Source organism: Cellulomonas sp. P1_C4, from assembly GCF_056406355.1.
Genome location: NZ_JBFUAI010000007.1, coordinates 138,018 through 158,610, shown reverse-complemented (window position 1 = coordinate 158,610; position 20,593 = coordinate 138,018). Strand labels below are relative to the sequence as shown.

Genomic DNA, 20,593 nt, shown 5'->3' with positions numbered 1-20,593 from the left:
GGGCACCACAATGTCCGCGTGACGAGGCAAGCCCCGCGCTGGGCCCGCGCCGCCGAGGTGGCCGTGCTCATCGGTGCCGTCGGCGCGCTCCTGGTCTGCATCGCCCTCGACCTCCGCGCCCCTGCCCAGGGACCGGGTCCCGCGCTCGCCGGAGGCCCCGGATGGCCCTACGCCGCACTCGGCCTCGCGCTCGTCGTCCTGGCCCTCGTCATCGTCGAGCACGACCCGCGGCATCGGTTCGGCACTGCGCTGGCGGCCCTCGGCCTGTTCTGGTCGCTCGACGGACTGGCCCAGTCCTACGTCGGGTTCGCCGTCCGGTCCGACGGCTCGCTCGCCGGCGCCGACACCGCGTTGTGGGTGCTCAACCGGCTCGGCGCCTTCCTTCCGGCCACCGTCGCCGTGCTGCTCATGATCTTCCCGACGGGGCGCTTCCTGCCGGGCCGCTGGGGTGTCGCCTGCCGGATCGCGCTCGGCGCCATGCTCGTGGCGGCGTGCGTCGTGCTGATGAGCCCGATGGGCACCGGCGACGTGCCGCTCCCTGCGGACGTCGATGCCGACGCCTGGACCCTGCCGCTCCCCCTGTCGTTCACCGCCGCGATCGCCCCTGTCGCGCTGGCCGCGCAGGCCGTCGGCTTTCTGGTCGCTATGGCGTCGGTGGTCGCGCGTTACCGGCGCAGTCGCGCAGTGGAGCGGGACCGGCTGCGCTGGCTCGCCTGGTCGGTGCTGGTGATGGCGGTCCTGCTCCCGCTGACTCTCGTGTCCGAGCTCGCCGTGATGCAGAGCATCGTGCTGCTGCTCGTCGTCCTGCTGCCCGCGGCCGCGATGACGGTGGGCATCGTCGACCCGGACATCGTCCCCGTCGAGGACCTGCTCACGCGTACGACGCTGTACGGCGCGCTGTCGCTCGTGATCGTGGCGGTGGACCTCGCCGTGCTGGCCGCACTCACCACGCTGCTCGGCAGCGCGCTCGACCAGCGCCAGGTCGTACTCCTGGTGCTCGTCCTCACGGCGGTCCTCTACGGACCGCTGCGGCAGCAGCTCAGCCAGCTGGTCCGCCGCGTGATGCTCGGCCGCCGCGCCGACCCGTACGGCGCGATCGCCGGCCTGGCGTCGACCCTGGAGACGACCGACGACGCGGCCGGGCAGCTCGCCGCGGTGACGCGGTCGGTGGCCGACGCGTTCGGCATCGGCTTCGTCAGCGTCGAGGTAGACCGCCCCAGTGGCGAGCACCTGGTCGCGTCGTACGGCGACCGACCGGGTCAGACCCGCACCCTCCCGATCACCTACCGCGACGCGCCCATCGGCCGCTTGGTCCTCCCCGCCCGCGGCCTGCGAACCCGGCTGTCGGGCCACGACGAGAAGCTCCTCGGCGACCTGGTCCGGCAGGCGGCGACCGCGGCCAGAGCCAGCCGGATGGCCGACGAGCTCCAGCTGGGCCGCGAACGGATGGTGCTGGCCCGCGAGGAGGAGCGCCGACGGATCCGCCGCGACCTGCACGACGGCCTGGGCCCCGCCCTCGCCGGGGTGGCCTTCCGCCTGGAGTCAGCGCGCCTGCTGCTGGATCGCGACCCCGACGCGGCTCGAGGACATCTCGAGGCGACGACGACTGACGTGCAGGAGGTCGTCGCCGACGTCCGGCGACTCGTGCACGACCTGCGGCCACCCGCCTTGGATGACCGCGGCTTGGTGGGCGCGCTGGCCCAGCTGGCGGAGTCGCAGCCGTACGAGACCGTCCTGGAGGCCGACGGGCTCAGCGCGCTGCCGGCAGCCGTCGAGGTTGCGGCCTACCGGATCGCCGCCGAGGCCCTGACCAACGCGGCGCGGCACGCCGGCGCCGGCCGCTGCGTCGTGCGGCTCACCACCGCCGACGGCCGTCTCGTCGTCGAGGTGTCCGACGACGGCCGCGGCATCGCTCCCGACCGCCAGGCGGGCGTCGGGTTGCTCTCGCTGCGGGAGCGGGCCGAAGAGCTCGGCGGCCTCAGCGAGGTCACCTGCCCACCCGACGGCGGCACGCGGGTCCGGGCCTGGCTCCCGCTGAGTCCCCAGAACCCGAAGGAGGCGCTGTCGTGAACCCGCCGATCCGGGTCGTCGTCGTCGACGACCACCAGATCGTGCGCGACGGGCTCGTCGCGCTCCTCGGGGCGCTCGACGGGATGGAGGTCGTCGGCACGGCCCGCAACGGCGTCGACGCCCTGCACGTCGTCGGTGAGGTGGTCCCCGATGTCGTGGTCATGGACATCCAGATGCCCGAGCTGGACGGCATCGAGGCGACGCGTCGGATCACCGCCCGCCAGCCCGGCGTGCGGGTGGTCGTCCTGACCATGAACGAGGACGAGGACACCGTGCTCTCAGCCGTGCGCGCCGGGGCGTCGGGCTACCTGCTCAAGGGCTCGGGTGCCGACGAGGTGCGCAACGCCGTGCGGGCGGCCCATGCCGGCGGGATGGTGTTCGGTGCGGCTCTGGCGGGGCGGGTCGCCGCGCTGTTCGCCGGCGCTCCGGGCCCCGCCAAGCAGACGTCGGCCTTCCCCGGGCTCAGCGATCGCGAGCGCGAGGTGCTCGACCTGCTCGCCGTCGGGCGCACCAACGACGCGATCGCGCGCGACTTGTTCTTGTCGAACAAGACCGTGCGCAACGTGGTCTCGTCGATCTACGCCAAGCTGCATGCCGCTGGGCGGGCGGACGCGATCATCAAGGCTCGGGAGGCGGGATTCGGTCAGGGGTGAGCACGTGGACAACTAGGTGTACTGCCGCAGGTCAGAGGGTCGGGCTCCGGACAAGTTCAATGAGTTCCTCCATTGATCCGGCGGCGGAGCACCACTCACCTGTCGACGCACGCGTTCGGCGGCACACTCGGTGCATGACACGTGACCAGCCAGAGTCCGAAACTCCGGGTCGGATGGGCGGCTCACCCGAACGACCCGCGCGGTTCTTCGACGGTCCCGAGGAGTTTGGTGCCTGGCTGGCACGGCACCACGACACGGAGACGGTGCTGTGGATGGGCCTGAAGAACAAGGGCTCGGCAGATCGCGGCCTGACCTGGGAGCAAGCGGTTGTCGAAGCGCTGTGCTGGGGATGGATCGACTCAGTCGCGCAACGCATCGACAACGAGTCCCGGCGGCAGCGCTGGACCCCTCGCAAGAAGACTTCCCACTGGAGCCGGGTCAATCTCGATCTTGTCGACAAGCTGCGCGCCGAGGGGCGGATGCAGCCGAGCGGGTTGGCGATCTGGGAGCAACGCACCCGCGAAGAGGCCCCTTACAGTCACGAGCGACCTTGGGCCGGACTGCCAGACTCGTATGCCGAGGAGCTGGCTGCGTCGCGGGCGGCGACCGCCTTCTGGGACGCTTCGACCGCGACCTACCGCAAGGTCTGCGCCGTCTGGGTCACCTCAGCCAAGCAGGACGTCACCCGCGCCCGCCGGATGGCACAGCTGATCGAGTGCAGCGCCGAGGGCGAGCTCGTGCCGAACCAACGCTACGGAGACGTTCCGCCGTGGTTGGCGCGGGCCGCAGCTGCCGCGGCAGAAGCACGATGACGTAGTCAGGGAACGCGGCGAGCGCGTCCACGTGAAGCCGCCGCAGGTCCGACCCCGACCCGACAAGGCATGCCTCGACCTGCTCGACGACGTCACCTCGTTCTCGGCCCCCCTGAGGGTGTGCTCGTCGCTCTACCAGTCGAATCCCGCCTCCGCACTCGCACACGCGAGCCGCAGCCGCCGGGCATGGATCATGTGCGCATGCCTCTCGAGCCCGCCATCGCCCTCATCCGACCCAAGGAGCTGACTCCGAAGGCGCCCTACGCCTACGCCGCAGTGGCCGGTCCCGGTGCATTCGTCTTCACCGCCGGCGCCTGCCCGCTGGACGCCGACGGCAGGACTGTTGCCGTCGGCGACGTCGCCGGACAGGCGCGCCAGGTGGTGGCCAATCTCGTGGCCGCCCTGCATGCCGCCGGCGCGCAGCTGACCGACGTCGTCAAGACGACCGTCTACGTCGCCTCATCCCGACGGTCGGACCTGGGGACCGCCTGGGACGTCGTCCATGCGGCGTTCGGGGACCACGAGGTGCCCAGCACGTTGCTCGGCGTGACCGTGCTCGGCTATGACGACCAACTGGTCAAGGTGGAGGCCATCGCGATCCGTCCGCTGCCGGCCGCGACCACTGATCGCCGCCGCAGCTGAGGATCCGGACACAGACGTGAGACGGCCGCACGTGTCGGGCTCACGATTCGGACGAAATTGCTGAGCCACGCGCCGTCGCACCTGTTGCCGCGCCGCAGGTCAGGTCGTCGGGCTCCGGACACGCTCGATGTGGAGCGTGGTGCGGCCGCCGCCTCTCTCGGCGCGCCGGTCATGTCCAGTCGCCGGGCCAGGACGTGGCGGGACGGGTCATGGTCCGCTGGCGGGCAGCAGTGCCGACGCGAGCATCTGCGCGAGCCAGTCGCGGTAGTCGGCGTCGCTCCACCCGCGGTGCAGGACGAGGCTGTCGTAGGTGGCCTGGGCGCACAGAGCCCACAGGATGTCGGCGGCCCGTTCCACGGACAGGTCCGGACGCAGCGCCGCGCGGTCGTGGAGCAGGGTGGCGAAGCTACGCATCCCGTCGAGCCGCTGGCGCGCGTGCGAGCGCTGGAGCTCGGCGAGGGCGGGTTCACTCCTGGCGGCGGCGTCCAACACCCGCAGCAGGCCGCCAGCCCGGGACCACACCCCCGGCTGGGTGGCGGCGTAGAGCCACAGCTGACGGTACGGGTCCTGCTCCTCGATGACCCGGCGGATGCCGTGTCTCTCCTCGACCGGCAGCGAAGCGCGCTCCGAACTGCCGGCCAGAGCCGCCTGGACCGCCGCCTCCAGGAGCCCGGCCTTCCCCGGCGCCGACCGGTAGACCGTCTCGACGGCGACCCCGGCCGCAGTCGCTATGTGCGTCATCGTCGCACCGGCGTAGCCCCGCTCGAGGAACACGCGCGTGGCGGCGTCCACGACCCCTGCGCGGGTCCGGACGGCCTGCGCCCGCCGTCCGCTGGAGTCGTAGTGCCGTCGGGGTCTTGTCGTCTCGCTCATTGAGGAGAATGATACTGGCATGAATACCGCTGCGGCCGGCTGCCGCGCCGTAGCTCCGAGGAGGAGCGATGAACAACGACCAGACCAAGACGGCCGCCCGCCGAGTTCTCGAGGAGGTGTTCCCCGCCGACGACGAGGCCGCCCTCGCCGAGCTCATCAGCGTTGACTTCGTCAACCACGAGTCACCACCCGGAAGCCCGCCCGGCCTCGCCGGCATCACGTACTACATGCACATGCTCGCCAGGGCCTTCGCCGACCAGAGCTGGACTGTGGAACAGGTCGTCTGCGAAGGCGACATGGTCGCTATGTACTGCACGCACAGCGGCCGACACACCGGGGAGTTCTTCGGTATCCCAGCCACCGGTCGGATCTTCAGCTACAAGCAGATGCACCTGGTGCGCATGGCCGACGGCAAGGGAGTTGAGCACTGGGCCGTCCGCGACGACCGAGCGCTCATGCGCCAGCTGACCCAGCCGGCGCAAGCCGCAGCACCCATCCCGGCCTGAGCGTCGCCTGCTGACGCGGGAGCACCTGGTGGCGATGTTCCAGCTGCTGGCTTCCGCGAGATCTGCCGCACCTACGTCAGCCCCGTTCGCGGGGGACCGGACCTCTGCGATCGCCAAGCCGATCCGGTCGTCATCGGACGTGTAGCGGCCGCGACCTCGGGCCTCTGGGCTTCCCGACCAAGGGCTCACGCTGTCGACTTCAGCGGCCAGACCTCGACGACGCCGTGCGCGACGGCGCAGGGGTTCTGGGAAGCGACGGCAACGGCCTGCTCGAGGGTGTCGGCCTCGATGACGGCGAAGCCCGCGAGCGGAAGCTCGGACCGCAGGAACGGTCCGTCGGTGGTCGCCACTCCCGCGCCGTCATGGTTGCGCACCTGGGTCGKGGCGCCGGCGACGCCCATGACGACGCCGCGCTCGCGCAGGCGTGCATCAGATCGGTGCGCCTCGTCCCGGACAGCGGGATCGGTCCGGTCGTAGCCGGCGCGGTCGCCGTATCCGATGGTGATGAAGGTGGTCATGGTCCTCTCCTGTTCCTCGGGCTCCTGACGCTGTTCTCGTGCCGTGTCTGCGCTAGTTCGTGCCGGCCGCCAGCTCGTCGGCGAGTGCGGCGAGCTGCCTTCGCGCTCCTTGCTGGCGCCATTCGGGCTGCTCATGGCCGTCGAGGTAGGCCGCGTGCTCGGTGAGCACCAGCGTGGTGCCGTCGCCGTGGGGTTCGAGCAGGACGGTGGTGAGCGAGATCGTGACCGGGGTGTCGTCGACCGACAGAGTGGACGAGTAGACGATCCGGTGATCCGTCACGATGTCGTGATAGCGGGTCGCGAAGGTGAGGGTCCGGCCCTCCTTGTCGCGGCCACGAGTGATCTCGGAACCGCCCGCGCGGAAGTCGAGCTCGTGGTGCTCGGCCGCCTTGCCGCCGAACCAGCGGGCCTTCGTCGCCGGATCGGCCCACGCCGCGAAGAGCCGTGCCGGGCTGGTGGCGTAGTCGTGCTCGAGGGTGAACGTCGAGTTCACGACTGACAGGTCACTCATGCCCTTCTCCTTCCGAGGGCGCATCGGTCAGGACCTGGCCGAGCCGGTCGAGCCGGTGCTCCCACTCCGTGCGCTGGAGACCGAGCCACGCCTCGGCGCGCCTGACGACCGCCGGTTCGATGGTGCAGGTGCGGACCCGACCGGTCTTCTGCGAGGTCACCAGTCCTGCATCGACGAGGACCTGGAGATGCTGCATGACCGCGGTGAGCGACATCTCGAACGGCTGGGCGAGCTGGCGCACCGGGGCCGGACCGCGGACCAGCCGTTCGACGAGCGCGCGACGTGTCGGATCAGCGAGAGCGCGGAAGACCTGGTCCAACGTCGGTTCCTGGTCCCTCGGCACGCCTTCGACGCTAGGTCCGAGGGAGTCAATAGTCAAGCAGGTGCTTCACTATTCGAATGTCGCCCTGCTCGACGCCAGGCATCGGGACGGCCCGCATGAGTGGGAAGCAAGGCAGCCCGGATTCCACAGCGAGACCCTGAGATTTCTCGGCTGCGCAGCTCAGGCGTACCAGCGCACCCCGAACGACACGAGGAGCGCGAAGAGCGCGATTCCGGCACACCACCTGGATGCCAACAGGCGACCGTGCGCGTAGCTGAACGCACCGTCCCGTGCCGCTCGGCGCGCGACGACGCCCGGTGGGATCCTCCGCACTCGGGGCTGCGCGGCGAGGCTCGCCAGGACGATGGACGCGGCGGCAGCCGTGAACGCGAGGCCCGCGGCGAGCGCGAACAGGTTGCGGGCGTCGGGTGAGAGGGCCCGAACCGTCGTGTCGGCGTTGAGGAGTGTTCCGGCGCCCAGGAGGCCCGCCACAGCGCCCACCGTTTTCTGCCACTCTGCGGCGACCGCGCGCAGGCGCGGCAGGCGTTCGGCGATCGCCGCATCTGCCCACGCGTCGATCTCGCTGTCGCCTGGTTCAGTGGGCACACCGACGACGCGTAGCCGGTCGGCGATACCGCGCCCGTCATCTCGAGGTGGCGTCGTGCTCATCGGAACTCGAGTCGGATGGAGCCGGCGGCACCGCAGCCTGCTGGACGCGCATCAGCCGCGCGGCCCGCGTGGAGCTGGCCGCAGTTGCAGGCGATGGACACCCGCTCCAGTGTGGAGCCGTCGACGAGGCCGACACCGAGCGCCGCCGTGATATCCCGTTCGAGCTGGTGCCCGCAGCCCGGGCACGGTCCGATGAGCCAGACCTGCTGGCCCCGTTGCCGGGGTTCCAGTGCCGACGCTCCCGCGACCCACTCGTCCACACCGATCGGTCCCCAGGGTCGTCCGGCGTCGGTCATGGCAGATCACGGAACCGACGGTTGATCTCGATCGCGACGCGGTCCATCGTCGACGCGCGACTCTCGAGGCCGCGGTCGAGGGCGACTTCTCGATTCGTGGCGATGTCGAGCATCGCCTCGCTCCAGACCTGGAACTTGTGGGCCATGTCAGCGGGCGTGCCGGGCGCGGGCGGATCGTCTGCTGTCGGGCGAGGACGCGAAGCGCGGAGGTTCGCGAGCTCGGACGCAGGCTGCCCGAGGCGCAGCGCGGTCAGCCCCAATCGCAGTTCCGGGTATGGGTGTGTCCATCCCAGGTGCCTCTCCTTGTGCGCGGCTTCGGCCCACCACAGACCGGAGTGCAGCGCCCACGGCGCCATCGCGCCGATCACCTGGCTCGGTGAAGGGTATCCAGGCCCGAGAGGCGGCCGCGTCTGGATCTCGCAGGCAATTGCGTCGGCGTGGTTCTCGCTGTTCGACGTGGCTAGCTCGTCGATCTCGTCGATCGGCTGGGCCCACTGGTCCGGCCTGGTGACGCGCGCCGCGCGCTGGAACTCCGGGTTGTCCTCGAGCCACGTGTCGTCGGGACCAGGCCGTCGCCGCGCCCAGTGCCCGAGCTCGTGCGCGATGACTTGGCAGTAGGCCGAGAGCATGGCGTGGCGACGGAACAGGTCGGCGCCGCCGGTGTGGATCGAGACCTGGATCGGCTCGATGCGGACGTCGCGGCCGCTCTGGCAGCGCTCCAGGAGGTCCGCCATCGAGCCGTTCTGGTAGCCGAGCGGCATCTCACCGTCCACCCACCGGTCGGGCAGCTCCATAAGCGTGCGGATGCTGGCTGCGACCGTCTGCATCACGATCCTCAGCGCGGCTAGCAGGCCGGTGTTCAGAAGCACGACGACGCCGCCTTCCGCAGCGAAAGACCGCGCGGCGGGGCGAGGATCCGGCCACAGCCCGCAGATGAAGCGCGGGACTTCGGCGGGTGTGCGGGCGGCCGACGCCGCGACGGCCGTGCTGCAGATCTCGACCTGACGCACAAGCTGGCGTGCTCCACCGGCGAACGCCAGCGGCTCAGCGAAGCTCGATGACCACCGCTCGCCGTTGGGAGCCAAAGCCAGGTCGCGCTGGAATGCCGCCTGGACCACATCCTCCGCCGCAAGGTCTGTCGTGAGCGCGTCAACGCCGCCCTCAAGGAGGTCGAGCGCGTCGAGGTAGGCGCCGCGGAGGTCGCCGTGTCTGGTCCGTGGGACTGGGCCGTCGGCGTCGATGTCGTCCTTGACAGGTTCGTCCGGGTGGATGGACGCGCGGACGAGATCGAATGCCAGCACGGGACGCCCCCTCATCGCGGTGCACGGTTTGTATCCACTATCGACCTCGTGCCCGCGCTGCGAAAAGGACGAAATGCGAGGAGGCGGGAGTCGTGCGTCAGGGGGTCAGGTTCGATCCGGAGCCCGGCGGTCTCTAGGTCGGCGGGTCAAGCTCGAGACACACGCGAAGGCACGGCGCCGCCTGCAGGCGGTGCTCGTCGTAGAGCTCGAGCAGGACATCATGGTCGGGACTGTGCAGTCTCGTTACCGTGGCGGGGTGTTTCCGGCACCCTCGACACAGCCGCACAAGGCTCCCCCGTCGGCCGCGCGGGTCGCGGCGGCACTCGCAGCGCTGCTGGGACTGGGTAGCGCAGCAGTCAGTGCCTACTGGGCGCTAGGGGGCAGCGCGCTGCTGGACACCGTCGGCGGCGAGATCGAGGAATGGGGACGCCGGCGCAGTACGAGTGTCCTCGTCGTCCTGTGGCTCGTCGTCGTGGTCAAGACCGTCGTCGCGCTCGCCGCACCCGTCCTCGTCGCAGCCCCGGGTCGGTTCCCTGGCTGGATGGTCGGCCGACTTCCCCGAACGCTGGGGTGGATCGCCGGGATCGTTCTCCTCGGCTACGGCGGCGTCCTCACGGCGGTGGGCCTCCTCGTCCAGGGCGGCTTGGTCCGTGCCAGTCAGGACAGCGACCCGCGGGCGCTGGCGTGGCACGCCTACCTGTGGGACCCGTGGTTCGCCCTCTGGGGTCTGGCCCTCCTGGCTAGCCTCTGGCTCACCAGACCCAGCCACCGTCAGCAGACGCCCGCGGCGTAGCTTCGCTCCGTGTCGCCGGTTCGCCAGCCTCGGCGTCGAGGACGCCCCCGCCGACGCCCCGCCAAGCCCGATGCGAACGCCCACTTGCTGCCGGAACAGTGCCGAGCCATTCACCGTCCGGCTGACCTGTGCGGCCGACGGGTCAGACCTACTTGATGACCCGGACCTCCTGGGGCCAGCCGCACCCCTCGGCGACCCTGCCCGCCCACATCTTGGCCGTTTCCAGGTCGGGCACTTCGATGATGGTGATCCCGCCCAGGTACTCGGTGGTCTCGGTGTAGGGACCGTCGGAGATCGACACGGTCCCGCTCGTTGCGTCGGCACTGAACGCGTCGGCCAGGTCCTCCTCGAGCCCGCCGGCGAAGACCAGGACCCCGGCCGCCTCCATGTCACGGACGACCGCCGTGCTGGGCTCCACGCGAGTCTGGAACCACTCGGCCGGGTGATCTCCGACCCACTGCTGGTTGAAGTAGATGGCGTACTGCGTCATGGCATTCCTCCTGTGCGGCCGCCCGGCGTGGCCTGTCACCACTGTGACGGACGAGCCTCGCCGGAATCGACAGGCCGAGTTCTTACGGCCGCCACTTCCTTTTTCCACCGCCCGGAGGATTGGGGCGCTGCGATGAGTTCCTCCAGCCACGAACGCCGAGCTGGGGGATGTCATCGGCGTTGTCCACGTCGCATGGAGGTGTCCACGGGGTGGATGGCACCATGGCGCGATGACAGCGTCAGCGGATCCCGGCGGCGTGCGGTTCGTGGGGGTGTCCCTGGACTGCGCCGACCCGGCCGAGCTGGCGGAGTTCTACCTCCGGCTGCTGGGGGGACGTCTGCTCTGGAGTCGCCCGACCAGCGTGGGCGTGCAGGTCCCAGGACTGCTGCTCACCCCGCAGCGGGTGGAGAACTACCGCCCGCCTCAGTGGCCGGGAGCTTCGATCGTTCACCTCGACCTGACGGCCGGCGACGACCTGGACGGGCCGGTAAAGCGCGCGGTGGCTCTGGGAGCCAAGCTGGCCGATCCGCAGCCGGACCCGCGGTGGACGGTGCTCCTGGACCCCGCGGGCCACCCGTTCTGCATCACTACCGTGACGCCGCCGCCCGAGCTCCCTGCGTCCTCCGCAGAACGCCAGCACTGACTGCTGAGGAACGATGACGAGCGTCTGAGCCAGCAGTGTGCTGGCCCCCGCCATCCCGGACCCTTGTCCCGCGATCCTGAGGACCCGGAAAAGCGATGAGGCGACGTGCGTGTCAAGCACCTGTACGTCAGCAGGCCAGACTCTCGGCTGCCGGACAACTAGCGTGAGTTCCTCCGTCCAGCCAGCGCGAAAGGCTGAGGAGTGCACTCGCAGCGTGCCCGCTGTCGCATGCCGAGCGGTCGGTCCGCGACACCCCGACACGCTCGGGCGCGACCTACGACTCACGGTTGACGCACACCGGACTCGAGACGATAGTTAGGCAAGTGCCTAAGTATTACGACGAGCTGGACGCCGTGCTCCGGGCTCTCGCGGATCCGACGCGCCGGGCGATGGTGGAGCGTCTCGCGAAGTCCCCGGCCGTCGTGTCCGAGCTCGCGGCACCGTTTTCGATGGCGTTGCCGTCGCTTCTGCAGCACCTGCGCGTCCTCGAGGACGCGGGCGTGGTCACCTCGGAGAAGCACGGCCGCGTCCGCACCGTGAGCCTGCGCCCGGGCGCCCTCGACGCCCTGCGTCTGTGGCTGGGCGAACAAAGGACGCCCGCAGAACGTCGAGCCGACCGGCTCGGCAGCTACCTGAACCGCACCACCGCGAAGGAAACCTGACATGACCCGCGTGCGCATGGACCTGTTCGTCTCGCTGGACGGCTACACCCCCATCKCCGGCGACGACTCCGAGAATCCGATGGGCGAGGACTGGGGGCGCCTCACGGCCGCCTATGCCGCGACCCGGACGTTCCGCGAGCGCGTCTTCGGGGACACCAGCGGCGCCGGCACGACCGGCGTCGACGACTCCCACGCCGTCGCCTTCTTCGAGGGCATCGGCGCCGAGATCATGGGCGCGAGCATGTTCGGCCTGCACTCGTTCCCCGACGATCCGCAGTGGAAGGGCTGGTGGGGTGACGAGCCGCCGTTCGGCACCCCGGTCTACGTACTGACCCACACAGCGCCGCGTCCGCCCATCCCCATGCAGGGCGGAACGACGTTCCACTTCCGCGACGGCGCCATCGAGGACGTGCTCGCCGAGGCGAGCGAGGCTGCCGACGGCCGAGACGTGCGCGTCGGCGGTGGGTACAGCACCGCACGCGACTTCCTGCGTGCCGGCCTGGTCGACGATCTGCACCTCATGGTCGCTCCGGTCGTCCTCGGCCGGGGCAATCGACTCTGGGACCACCTGCAAGGGTTCGAGCTCACCCACAAGGTGACGACGGAAGTGGCCGAGAGCGGCACGACCCACGTCAGGTTCACGCGATAGGACGTACCCAGACGATCGCTCGCCGACGGGGCGGTTCAGCCTGGCTCACACCCGTTCGACGCTGTCGGCCTGCGGTCCCCGATCACTCTGGCGCACCTTGTACCTGACCCGATCGCCCTCCTGCAGCCCTTCGGCGCCCCGTACGACCGACACGTGCACGAACAGGTCTGCACCCCCCGCATCCGGGGTGATGAAGCCGAAGCCGCGCTCCGTGTCGTACCGCGCGACCACGCCCTCGCCGCCGCGCACGGAGCCGCCGGACTCGCTTGAGGGGGCCGACCGACTGCGCTCTGACGCGACGGGCGCTCCCCGGACGAGTCGGATGTTGCGAGCCTGCAGTCCCTTCTCGCTCGTGCCGACGTCGTAGGTCACCCGATCACCCTCGGACAGCTCGGTCACGCCGCCGGGCAGCGCTCGGACGTGGACGAAGAGGTCCTCGCCGCCCGAGTCGGGTGTGACGAACCCGAAGCCCTTCTCGCCGTCGTACCAGGACACGGTGCCGTCCGCTCCGTCGGACGCCTGAGGTCGCCCGACGGCCTCGGGCCCGAGCGGCAGCAGGTGGTCGGCCTGAGGCCCTCGCTCCCCGTCGACGATGAGGAACGCCACCCGCTGCCCCTCCGAGATCACGCCGCCGCCCACGATGGCCGAGCTGTGCACGAAGATCTCCGCACCACCGCCGTCGGGCGTGATGAAGCCGTATCCCTTGCCGGGCTCGTACCAGGAGACCGTGCCGAGCACGCCCAGGGGTGCGTCGGGGGCGTGGTCACCCGTCACCCGGACGCGGCGGGCCTGCGGTCCGCGGTCCCCCTCGCCCAGCTCGAACTCGACGACCTGCCCTTCTCGGAGCAGCCTCGGCCCGTCATCACCGATGATCTCGGACGCGTGCACGAACAGGTCCTCGGCGTCGTCCCCGAGGAAGAGGAAGCCGAACCCCCGCTCGGCGTCGAACCAGCGGACAGTTCCCTCAGGCACGGTTGACTCCTTGTCGACGCTCACGTTGCTGGCACCCAGTGTCCACGACAGAACCGCTCGCGGCTCTCGGCAGCCCGCTCCGACGACGCCGCGCCGGTCAGCCCACGGGCACCCCGGCCCGCCGTCGGGCGACTGCGTCCGCGAGCACGGTGGCGCTCGGCTTGGCCGTCCGGCGCCCCGTCACCCGGTCCACAGTGTGCAGACCCAGCTGGAAGCGGTACCCGAAGATCCACTCGAAGTTGTCCAGCAATGTCCAGTGGTAGTACCCGAGCACCGGGACGCCGTCGGCCACCGCGGCGTCGAGGCTCTCGAGCGCCGGCGGCAGGAACTCGGCACGCACCGTGTCGTCAGCGGTGGCGATGCCGTGCTCGGTGACGACGACGGGCAGCCCGCTCGCCCCGTGGACGTAGCGGACGGCGCCCCCCAGCGACTCGGGTACCACGGGTGTTCCCATCTGGTTCACCGCGGCTGCCCCGACCGGGTGCACCGGTCCGGTGCGGTCGTGCGCGACCTGCTCGTAGTTCTGCACGCCGATGAAGTCGTCGCCCGCGGCGAGCTCGAGCCACCGCTCGTAGCAGTCAGCTCGCTTGCGGGACACGAGGGTCGCGCCCTCGTCGTCGAGCGCCACGTCGTCGACGACGGCGATGGCCAGGCCGACCGGCACATCGGGCGCGGCGGCCCGGACCGCGGCCCGCGCTGCGACGTGCCCGAGCGCCAGGCCGTCCTCGATCGCCAGCCGCTCCTCGGGCACGACGACGTTGGCGGAGCGGAACCGCGGCACCCCGGCGGCGCGGGACGCGGCCTCGAGCGTCCGGCGTTGCAGGTCGACGACGCTGTCGGGCAGGCCGCCCCACAGCAGCGTCGCCGGCAGGTTCGGCTCGTTGAGCGTGACGACGAGAGCGACGCGGTCCCCCAGCCGCTCCATGACCCTGGTGCAGTGGTCGGCGAACCGGCTCGGTGCATCGGGTGAGAGCCAGCCGCCCGCTCGTGCGAACCACTGCGGCGACGTGAAGTGGTTGAGCGTGATCGCGGGGGCAAGGCCCCGGGCGAGGCAGCCGTCGACCATCGCGTCGTAGTGGTCGAGCCCGGCCGAGTCGGGACGCCCGTCCTCCGGCTCGGTGCGCGCCCACTCCACGGAGAAGCGGTACGACGTCAGGCCGGCCGCCGCCACGAGGTCGAGGTCCTGCGGCCACAGCTCCCAGCTGCGGCACGCGTCGCCGCTGGGCTCGACGAACACCGTGGGCTCGACCTGCTCGAGGAACGAGGTGTCGCTCATGATGTCGTTGCCGTCGACCTGGTGACCGGCGCTCGCGACGCCCCACAGGAACGTCTCGGGGTAGGTGGGGGGCATGGTTGCTCCTTGTGGGGTAGCGGGTGGACGAGGGGCACGACCTGCTCGGGCGAGGTCAGCGCGCGCCGCGGATGGGCAGGACCGCGAGCGCGCCGAGCACGGCCGCGATCGCACCGAAGCCGAACAACGCCGTGAAGTTCTGCTGGCCCTCGGCAGCGCCGATCGCGAGCAGCGCGGGGGCGAGAGCGGGGACCATGGACGACGGCAGCGTGTTGGCGAGGTTCATGATCCCGAGGTCCTTGGCGGGGTTCTCGGGGTCGGGCAGGACCTGGGTGACCAGCGCGAAGTCGACCGCGAGGTAGACGCCCTGACCGGCGCCCATGACGGTGATCGCGACGAGGAACTGCTCGAACGAGGACGCCGTGGTGACGAGACCGAGGCCCACCGCGAAGACCACCGCCGCGACGAGGACGAACGGCTTGCGACGGCCGATCCGGTCCGAGATCCGCGCGGCGATCGGCGCGAGCAGGAGCGAGGCGCCGGTGAGCAGCAGGGTCGCGAGGAAGATCTTGCCGGCGACCTCGGAGGGGTCCACGTGCTGGACCATGATCAGGTAGAACGCCTGGTACGCGTTGACCGCGGCGACGCCGAGGAAGATGAGGATCCGGCTGACCCACGCCCACGCGAAGGCGGGCGCACGCCGCGGGCTGACCCAGAACGTGCCCGCGAGGTCGCGGAGCGCCAGTGGCGGGCGCAGCTCAGGCGACAGCGGTGCGTCCTTCACCCCGAGTGCCAGTGCGAGGCTGCCGATCACGCCGAGCGCGGCGGGCAGCACGATCATCGCGGTGAGGTCGGGCTGCACCAGCTGCGCGACGAACAGACCGAGCAGCGCGCCCACGGGCGTCCCGAGCCCGACGATCGTCGAGGAGAGACCGCGGTGCTCGGCGACGACCTGGTCCGGCACCAGGGCGGAGGCGGCGACCAGCGAGGTCACGTAGCCGATGCTGAGCAGCACGTGCGCGGCGACGAGGACGGGGGTGGTGGCCGCCGCGACCATGAGCAGCGCGCCGGCGCCGATGAGTGCCGCGCCCAGCACGAGGTAGGGGCGTCGTCTGCCGAACCTGCCGAGCGTCCGGTCGCTGAGCCGTCCCATGAGCGGGTAGCCGATGATCGTGAACACGGCACCGACGGCGGCCGCGACGGACAGGATCGAGGTGGCGTGCTCGGGGTCGATCTGCGTCGCCTTGAGCGACAGCGTGAGGATCGACGCCGTCAGCAGCGCGGCATTGACCGTGAACACGCCGGCTGCGAGCAGCAGGTGGAACCGTGCACCGGGGCGTCGGTCGGCCGTCGGCACGCCGGGCGGTGGGTTCTCGATCACGGGGTGGGGCTCGAGGTCGTGCATGGCGACTCCTTCGTCGATGCGGGGCGTTCGGGCGACCTGCGCGGAGGCGGTGCGCGCCGTGGTGACGAGGGTGCGGCGAGGGCCGCCGGCGCCGCATACTCGTTTCCATTGAATGGAAATCGTCGGAGTCGAGCGCGACGGACGGAGGAAGCCGGTGGACGAGAGCCCGGACACCCCACCAGCCCGCGCGCGTGGCCGTCGGCCGCCCCAGGGCGAGGCCGTCCTGCGCCGGGCGGCGCGCATCCTCGAGGCCTTCGACGACGACAACCGCCACCTCTCGCTCGGGCAGATCTCGGCACGTGCCGAACTGCCGATCAGCACCGCGAGCAGACTGGCCTCCCAGCTGGTCGCCCTCGGCATGCTCGACCGGGACCCGTCGGGCGCGTTCGGCGTCGGGTTGCGGTTGTGGGAGCTCGCCTCGCTCGCCGAACCCACCGTCTCGCTCCGCGGCGCCGTGGCTCCCCTCCTCGACGACCTGGTCGCCGTCACCCGCCAGCACGTCCAGCTCGTCGTCCGGGACGACGACGAGGCCGTGGTGCTGGACCGCCGGGACGGCCAGGAGGTGCTTCCCGTGCACTACTACGTGGGGGGGCATGTGCCGCTGGTCCCGACGGCCGCCGGCATGGTGCTCCTCGCCGCCGGTGGCAGCACGCTGCTCGAGTCGCTGATCGAGCAGGGGGACTACCGCTGGCCGACATTCGAGTCCCCTCGACCGTCGGGCGCCGAGCTCCGGGAACAGGTCGCGCAGGTGCGCCGCACGGACGTCGCCGTGCTGCGCCGGCCGACGTCGCCCGTCGTGTCAGTGGGTGTCCCGGTGCGCGACCGGCACGGCCGGGTCGTGGCGGCGATCGGGATGATCGTGCCCGCCGACGGTCTGCCCGAGAGTCGGATCGAGCCGCTGCTGCGCGCCGCCGGCCGCGCCGCCAGCCGGGCGGTGGCAGCCGGCGAAGGTGTCCGCGCACACCCCGACTGGTCCCGCTCGTGATCGCGGCGACCGCAGGCCCGGTCCGTCGACCATGACCGGCGCCCGGATTCGCGTCGAGACCGCGACGGCGGATCGCTGGTCCGACGTCGTCGCGGCGTTCGGCGTTCGCGCGTCCACACCCGACTCATGCTGGTGCCAGCGATTTCGTACGCACGACCAGCCGAGCAATCGCGAGGAGCTGCGCCGAGAGATCGAGGCGGCCGACATCCCTGTGGGTCTCGTCGCGTACGTCGACGGCAGCCCTGCGGGGTGGTCCCGCGTCGTTCCGCGCGCGACTCTGCCAGGGATCATGCTGAACCGGGCGCTGCAACGCCTTCTCGACGATGATCCAGCCGTGTGGTGGGTGACCTGCTTCGCGGTTCGCCGTGAGCACCGCGGCGAAGGCGTCGGGACGGCCCTGCTGGTGGCCGCCGTCGCGCACGCCCGCCGGCACGGAGCGTCGGCCGTCGAGGGCCACCCTGTCGACGTCGGCAGGCTCCGCGCCGCCGCGGTCTCGGGCTCGGCCGTGTTCACCGGCACGCTCGCCATGTTCGAGGCGGCCGGCTTCCACGAGATCGGCCGCACGTACCCGAGTCGGCCGGTCATGCGCTTGGAGCTCGCGGACCGACTCGGATGAGTTCAGCCACGCAGGGCGCGGGCCGCGCGTGCCACCATTCAGAGACACCCTGTCCTGGCCTTTGCGAGGGCAATGCTCGCTGCTGACCGAGGCCGTCGCGGCACGAGGAGGTTCGAGTGACTTCTCTGGAGCGCCGTGCGGAGACCTCGCTCTGGCCCCTGATCGAGCAGCTCATGCAGACGCACGGGCTCGCGGGACTCGCGGTCGCGGTGGTCCAGGACGGTGAGGTCGCCCTGGCGCGGGGGTTCGGGACGCGCGACCTGCGTACCGGCAGTCCCGTCACGCCGGACACGCTGTTCCACCTGGCCTCGGTGTCGAAGCCGTTCGTCGCGGCGGCCGTGGTCGGGCTCGCGACCGCTGGACCGGAGCGGAGCGAGCCGCTGCTCGACCTCGATGCCCCGGTCGTCCGGTGGCTACCTGAGCTGACCCTGGCCGACGGTCGTCAGGCCGAGCTCACCCTGCGTCACCTGCTCACCCACACGAGCGGCATCCCGGACGTCACCGACTACGGGTGGCACGATCCCCAGCTGGGCGACGACGCCCTGGCCGAGCTCGTCCGCGGCCTGTCCGTGAAGAACCTGACCACCGACCCCGGCACCGAGTTCGCCTACTGCAACGTCGGGTACGAGGTGCTCGGGCACGTGGTCGCCACCGTGACCGGGCGGACGTTCGAGTCTGCGATGAAGGACCTCGTCCTCGACCCGGCCGGCATGGCGCGCAGCACGTTCCTGCACGCGGACGTCCCGTCGGAGCTCGCCTCCGCCCCGCACGTCGGGGCGCCGCTGGTCGTCCCGGCCGACGCCTACCCCTACACCCGCCGACACGCGCCGAGCTCGACGTTGCACTCGAGCGTCGCGGAGCTGTCCCGGTGGATGCTGGGCACCTTGGCGGACGCGGGCGCACCGCAGCGGATGTGGCAGCCGCAGGCGGAGGTCGGGGACCCGCCGTGGAGCGAGGCGGTGGGCCTGGGATGGTTCCTCGGCACCTACCGCGGACACCGGATGGTGGGCCACAGCGGCGCCGATCCGGGTTTCACCTCGCGCTTGGCTCTGATCCCCGACCGCGGGACCGGGGTCGTGGTGCTCGCGAACTCCAACACCGCCCCCACCCGCGCCGTCGTGAGCGCCGCGCTCGATCTGGCGCTGGGTGTCCCGACGGAGGCGACAGGGATCGACGCGCAGCTCAAGCCGATCACCCTGCCGGTGGCGGCGGCCCTCGAGGCCGGGGGCAAGGACGCGGCGGTCGAGACGTTCTACCGGCTGGAGCGCGCCGACCCCGCTCAGGTCGACCTCGACGACGGGCACTTCGAGGACGCCGTCTGGGGCGCCATCGAGCTGCACCGCCCCGAGCTGGTCCGACCTCTCCTGGACGTGTGGACCACGGTCCGACCGGACTCGTCGCAGGCGTGGGCCATGACCGGCTGGGGGCACCTGGTGGACGGCGACGTCGGTCCGGCGGCCGAGCTCCTCCGTCGGGCCATCGACCTCGACCCGGAGAACGACGACGCTGCGGCGCTGCTCAGGGGTCTGGACGGGTCGTCTGGCTGAACGCTGGGATGAGGACCGGCAACAAGCTCAGAGCGTTCGGTCGTCGGGACGATCGCCGGCACGGCGTCGGATCCGAGACGAGTCGTTCGTAGGACAGGTGAGAGGCCCCGCAGGAGGCCGCCGGACAAGGAGTCGTGCGATGACGCAGTACTTGATCTCGTTCAACGACGGCGCGATGGACCACATCCCCGACGAGGACTGGCCCGACGTGGGCAAGGCCGCGCACGAGGTGGTCGAGGAGGCCGTGAAGGCCGGCGTGTGGGTGTTCGGCGCCGGGCTGCAGAGGCAGCGGGCCAGCGTCGTGGGCACGGACGGGGTGGTCACCGACGGCCCGTACCCGGAGACCAAGGAGGTCGTCGGCGGGTTCTCGGTCGTCGACGTGGCCACCCGCGAGGAGGCGCTGGCGTGGGCGGCCAAGATCGCCGTCGGCTGCCGCTGCGCGCAAGAGGTTCGAGAGCTCATGCCCGACCCCGAGTTCGACGCGATGATGCTCCGCCGGGCCGCCGGTTAGGTGGACCTAGCCCGGCCCTCACCACGCCCGAAGAACGGCGGCGCCGCGGCAGGTGTCCCGGCCGAAGAACCTCACAGCTATTCCCTGTCCGCGGACGCGATGTGCGTTGATGCTGGGTTCATGGGCCCCTCCACAATCAGGCGCCTCGCCGCGGGCGACGACGAGCATGCCCGCGAGATGTTTGCCGTCATGGCCGCGGCGTTCGGCGAGCCGGCCGAGCCGCTCAGCGACGAGTACGTCGACCGGCTGTTGTCCTCGAGCTCCTTCTGGGCGGTCGCCGCCTTCGAGGGCGATCGCGTCGTCGGCGGGATCACCGCGCACACCATCCCGATGACCCGATCGCCCTCTGCGGAGCTCTTCGTCTACGACCTCGCCGTCCACGAAGACTTTCGCCGGCAGGGCATCGGCGCGCGGCTGATGGCCGAGCTCCGCGCTCAGGCTGCAGAAGCGGGTGTCGCGGAGATCTTCGTTCCCGCCGACGAGGACGACGTCGAAGCTCTCGCCTTCTACCGCTCGCTGGCGGGGCGCGAGTCAGCGGTCAGCCACTTCTCGTGGGAGACCGCTCGCGCGGCCGGACACTGATGCCGTGCGCTCAGCCGCGCGCCTGGGAGTAGCGGGGGCCGGTGTCGCCGGCGCCCATCCAGAAGCTCGAGTTGTCGAAGACCAGTCGCACGCCGTGCGCCAGCTCGCACTCTCGAGCGAGTCGACCGACGGGGTATCGGGTCCGGCACTCACCGCAGTGGAGCGTCGTGTCGTCCTGGGCCATGGCACACCTCCCACGAGGGTGGCGGCCAGCGGGGCGTCGGGCCGCTTGCAGTTCATGGTGAGACCTGACGGCACCCGATCGGCCCGAAGG

25 protein-coding genes are annotated in these 20,593 nt (G+C 71.1%); 14 read left to right on the top strand and 11 right to left on the bottom strand.

All coding sequences use genetic code 11. The annotated features are described in order from the left end of the window. Positions 1 to 18 precede the first annotated feature (18 nt). The 4 genes from AC1DYZ_RS07560 (at position 19) to AC1DYZ_RS07545 (ending at position 4,177) form a co-directional block, all read left to right on the top strand. Positions 19 to 2,070: a sensor histidine kinase gene (locus tag AC1DYZ_RS07560; protein ID WP_477064588.1), complete on the top strand. Its 2,052-nt coding sequence runs from the start codon at positions 19 to 21 to the stop codon at positions 2,068 to 2,070. Then, positions 2,067 to 2,723, top strand: a complete 657-nt coding sequence (locus tag AC1DYZ_RS07555; RefSeq protein ID WP_477064587.1) for a response regulator transcription factor — start codon at positions 2,067 to 2,069, stop codon at positions 2,721 to 2,723. The genes AC1DYZ_RS07560 and AC1DYZ_RS07555 overlap by 4 nt, the downstream gene beginning before the upstream one ends. Before the next feature lie 134 nt (positions 2,724 to 2,857). Continuing rightward, the gene (locus AC1DYZ_RS07550; RefSeq protein ID WP_477064586.1) at positions 2,858 to 3,535 is read left to right on the top strand and encodes a YdeI/OmpD-associated family protein; all 678 of its coding nucleotides are present in this window, start codon (positions 2,858 to 2,860) and stop codon (positions 3,533 to 3,535) included. Positions 3,536 to 3,736: 201 nt separating this feature from the next. Beyond that, positions 3,737 to 4,177, top strand: coding sequence for a RidA family protein (locus AC1DYZ_RS07545; protein ID WP_477064585.1), 441 nt, complete (start codon positions 3,737 to 3,739; stop codon positions 4,175 to 4,177). A gap of 207 nt (positions 4,178 to 4,384) precedes the next feature. Here the strand turns inward: AC1DYZ_RS07545 and AC1DYZ_RS07540 are convergent, their stop codons facing one another. After that, on the bottom strand, positions 4,385 to 5,050 hold the full coding sequence (locus AC1DYZ_RS07540) for a TetR/AcrR family transcriptional regulator (RefSeq protein ID WP_477064584.1): 666 nt from the start codon (positions 5,048 to 5,050) through the stop codon (positions 4,385 to 4,387). 68 nt (positions 5,051 to 5,118) lie between these two features. Between AC1DYZ_RS07540 and AC1DYZ_RS07535 the strand changes: the two genes are divergently transcribed. Then, on the top strand, positions 5,119 to 5,556 hold the full coding sequence (locus tag AC1DYZ_RS07535) for an ester cyclase (RefSeq protein ID WP_477064583.1): 438 nt from the start codon (positions 5,119 to 5,121) through the stop codon (positions 5,554 to 5,556). Between the two features lie 185 nt (positions 5,557 to 5,741). Here the strand turns inward: AC1DYZ_RS07535 and AC1DYZ_RS07530 are convergent, their stop codons facing one another. The 5 genes from AC1DYZ_RS07530 to AC1DYZ_RS07510 form a co-directional block, all read right to left on the bottom strand. Beyond that, complete coding sequence (locus tag AC1DYZ_RS07530) at positions 5,742 to 6,074, bottom strand: YciI family protein (protein WP_477064582.1); 333 nt, start codon at positions 6,072 to 6,074, stop codon at positions 5,742 to 5,744. Between the two features lie 52 nt (positions 6,075 to 6,126). Further along, entirely contained in the window at positions 6,127 to 6,585 is a 459-nt protein-coding gene (locus tag AC1DYZ_RS07525) for an SRPBCC family protein (RefSeq protein WP_477064581.1), read from the bottom strand. Further along, positions 6,578 to 6,928, bottom strand: coding sequence for an ArsR/SmtB family transcription factor (locus AC1DYZ_RS07520; protein WP_477064580.1), 351 nt, complete (start codon positions 6,926 to 6,928; stop codon positions 6,578 to 6,580). Before AC1DYZ_RS07520 ends, AC1DYZ_RS07525 begins: the two co-directional genes overlap by 8 nt. A gap of 159 nt (positions 6,929 to 7,087) precedes the next feature. Then, positions 7,088 to 7,576: a hypothetical protein gene (locus tag AC1DYZ_RS07515; RefSeq protein WP_477064579.1), complete on the bottom strand. Its 489-nt coding sequence runs from the start codon at positions 7,574 to 7,576 to the stop codon at positions 7,088 to 7,090. Between the two features lie 292 nt (positions 7,577 to 7,868). Beyond that, positions 7,869 to 9,173 (bottom strand): hypothetical protein, encoded by a 1,305-nt coding sequence (locus tag AC1DYZ_RS07510; RefSeq protein ID WP_477064578.1) that lies wholly within the window; start codon positions 9,171 to 9,173, stop codon positions 7,869 to 7,871. 256 nt (positions 9,174 to 9,429) lie between these two features. Between AC1DYZ_RS07510 and AC1DYZ_RS07505 the strand changes: the two genes are divergently transcribed. Further along, positions 9,430 to 9,966 (top strand): DUF3995 domain-containing protein, encoded by a 537-nt coding sequence (locus AC1DYZ_RS07505; protein ID WP_477064577.1) that lies wholly within the window; start codon positions 9,430 to 9,432, stop codon positions 9,964 to 9,966. 148 nt (positions 9,967 to 10,114) lie between these two features. Here AC1DYZ_RS07505 and AC1DYZ_RS07500 read toward each other — a convergent pair whose 3' ends face one another. Then, entirely contained in the window at positions 10,115 to 10,456 is a 342-nt protein-coding gene (locus AC1DYZ_RS07500) for a YciI family protein (RefSeq protein ID WP_477064576.1), read from the bottom strand. Positions 10,457 to 10,685: 229 nt separating this feature from the next. On the opposite strand from AC1DYZ_RS07500, the gene AC1DYZ_RS07495 reads away from it, so the two are divergent. The 3 genes from AC1DYZ_RS07495 (at position 10,686) to AC1DYZ_RS07485 (ending at position 12,410) form a co-directional block, all read left to right on the top strand. Next, positions 10,686 to 11,099, top strand: coding sequence for a VOC family protein (locus tag AC1DYZ_RS07495; RefSeq protein WP_477064575.1), 414 nt, complete (start codon positions 10,686 to 10,688; stop codon positions 11,097 to 11,099). A 323-nt stretch (positions 11,100 to 11,422) separates the two neighbouring features. Then, positions 11,423 to 11,761 (top strand): ArsR/SmtB family transcription factor, encoded by a 339-nt coding sequence (locus tag AC1DYZ_RS07490; protein ID WP_477064574.1) that lies wholly within the window; start codon positions 11,423 to 11,425, stop codon positions 11,759 to 11,761. 1 nt (position 11,762) lies between these two features. Next, positions 11,763 to 12,410, top strand: a complete 648-nt coding sequence (locus AC1DYZ_RS07485; RefSeq protein ID WP_477064573.1) for a dihydrofolate reductase family protein — start codon at positions 11,763 to 11,765, stop codon at positions 12,408 to 12,410. Between the two features lie 45 nt (positions 12,411 to 12,455). On the opposite strand, the gene AC1DYZ_RS07480 is transcribed toward AC1DYZ_RS07485, so the two are convergent. The 3 genes from AC1DYZ_RS07480 to AC1DYZ_RS07470 all read right to left on the bottom strand — a co-directional run bounded on the left by AC1DYZ_RS07480 (position 12,456) and on the right by AC1DYZ_RS07470 (position 16,078). Further along, positions 12,456 to 13,382, bottom strand: coding sequence for a cold-shock protein (locus AC1DYZ_RS07480; RefSeq protein WP_477064572.1), 927 nt, complete (start codon positions 13,380 to 13,382; stop codon positions 12,456 to 12,458). Between the two features lie 97 nt (positions 13,383 to 13,479). Continuing rightward, complete coding sequence (locus AC1DYZ_RS07475) at positions 13,480 to 14,733, bottom strand: glycoside hydrolase family 1 protein (protein ID WP_477064571.1); 1,254 nt, start codon at positions 14,731 to 14,733, stop codon at positions 13,480 to 13,482. A 55-nt stretch (positions 14,734 to 14,788) separates the two neighbouring features. Continuing rightward, entirely contained in the window at positions 14,789 to 16,078 is a 1,290-nt protein-coding gene (locus AC1DYZ_RS07470) for an MFS transporter (RefSeq protein ID WP_477064570.1), read from the bottom strand. Between the two features lie 154 nt (positions 16,079 to 16,232). Here AC1DYZ_RS07470 and AC1DYZ_RS07465 point away from each other — a divergent pair, with 154 nt between their 5' ends. From AC1DYZ_RS07465 to AC1DYZ_RS07445, 5 genes are all read left to right on the top strand, one after another. Further along, entirely contained in the window at positions 16,233 to 17,063 is an 831-nt protein-coding gene (locus AC1DYZ_RS07465) for an IclR family transcriptional regulator (RefSeq protein WP_477064569.1), read from the top strand. A 31-nt stretch (positions 17,064 to 17,094) separates the two neighbouring features. Then, a complete protein-coding gene (locus tag AC1DYZ_RS07460; RefSeq protein WP_477064568.1) occupies positions 17,095 to 17,679 on the top strand; it encodes a GNAT family N-acetyltransferase in 585 nt (194 codons plus the stop codon). A 116-nt stretch (positions 17,680 to 17,795) separates the two neighbouring features. Beyond that, positions 17,796 to 19,226: a serine hydrolase gene (locus AC1DYZ_RS07455; protein WP_477064567.1), complete on the top strand. Its 1,431-nt coding sequence runs from the start codon at positions 17,796 to 17,798 to the stop codon at positions 19,224 to 19,226. A 139-nt stretch (positions 19,227 to 19,365) separates the two neighbouring features. Beyond that, a complete protein-coding gene (locus AC1DYZ_RS07450) occupies positions 19,366 to 19,737 on the top strand; it encodes a YciI family protein (RefSeq protein WP_477064566.1) in 372 nt (123 codons plus the stop codon). A gap of 120 nt (positions 19,738 to 19,857) precedes the next feature. Further along, positions 19,858 to 20,319, top strand: a complete 462-nt coding sequence (locus AC1DYZ_RS07445; RefSeq protein ID WP_477064565.1) for a GNAT family N-acetyltransferase — start codon at positions 19,858 to 19,860, stop codon at positions 20,317 to 20,319. A gap of 10 nt (positions 20,320 to 20,329) precedes the next feature. Here AC1DYZ_RS07445 and AC1DYZ_RS07440 read toward each other — a convergent pair whose 3' ends face one another. Then, a complete protein-coding gene (locus AC1DYZ_RS07440; RefSeq protein WP_477064564.1) occupies positions 20,330 to 20,503 on the bottom strand; it encodes a hypothetical protein in 174 nt (57 codons plus the stop codon). Positions 20,504 to 20,593 lie beyond the last annotated feature (90 nt).

Coding starts and splice junctions, on each gene's coding strand:
- AC1DYZ_RS07445 (WP_477064565.1), top strand. CDS start 19,858: ATGGGCCCCTCCACAATCAGGCGCCTCGCCGCGGGCGACGACGAGCAT.
- AC1DYZ_RS07525 (WP_477064581.1), bottom strand. CDS start 6,585: ATGAGTGACCTGTCAGTCGTGAACTCGACGTTCACCCTCGAGCACGAC.
- AC1DYZ_RS07540 (WP_477064584.1), bottom strand. CDS start 5,050: ATGAGCGAGACGACAAGACCCCGACGGCACTACGACTCCAGCGGACGG.
- AC1DYZ_RS07440 (WP_477064564.1), bottom strand. CDS start 20,503: ATGGCCCAGGACGACACGACGCTCCACTGCGGTGAGTGCCGGACCCGA.
- AC1DYZ_RS07535 (WP_477064583.1), top strand. CDS start 5,119: ATGAACAACGACCAGACCAAGACGGCCGCCCGCCGAGTTCTCGAGGAG.
- AC1DYZ_RS07470 (WP_477064570.1), bottom strand. CDS start 16,078: ATGCACGACCTCGAGCCCCACCCCGTGATCGAGAACCCACCGCCCGGC.
- AC1DYZ_RS07545 (WP_477064585.1), top strand. CDS start 3,737: ATGCCTCTCGAGCCCGCCATCGCCCTCATCCGACCCAAGGAGCTGACT.
- AC1DYZ_RS07500 (WP_477064576.1), bottom strand. CDS start 10,456: ATGACGCAGTACGCCATCTACTTCAACCAGCAGTGGGTCGGAGATCAC.
- AC1DYZ_RS07515 (WP_477064579.1), bottom strand. CDS start 7,576: ATGAGCACGACGCCACCTCGAGATGACGGGCGCGGTATCGCCGACCGG.
- AC1DYZ_RS07460 (WP_477064568.1), top strand. CDS start 17,095: ATGACCGGCGCCCGGATTCGCGTCGAGACCGCGACGGCGGATCGCTGG.
- AC1DYZ_RS07475 (WP_477064571.1), bottom strand. CDS start 14,733: ATGCCCCCCACCTACCCCGAGACGTTCCTGTGGGGCGTCGCGAGCGCC.
- AC1DYZ_RS07495 (WP_477064575.1), top strand. CDS start 10,686: ATGACAGCGTCAGCGGATCCCGGCGGCGTGCGGTTCGTGGGGGTGTCC.
- AC1DYZ_RS07450 (WP_477064566.1), top strand. CDS start 19,366: ATGACGCAGTACTTGATCTCGTTCAACGACGGCGCGATGGACCACATC.
- AC1DYZ_RS07550 (WP_477064586.1), top strand. CDS start 2,858: ATGACACGTGACCAGCCAGAGTCCGAAACTCCGGGTCGGATGGGCGGC.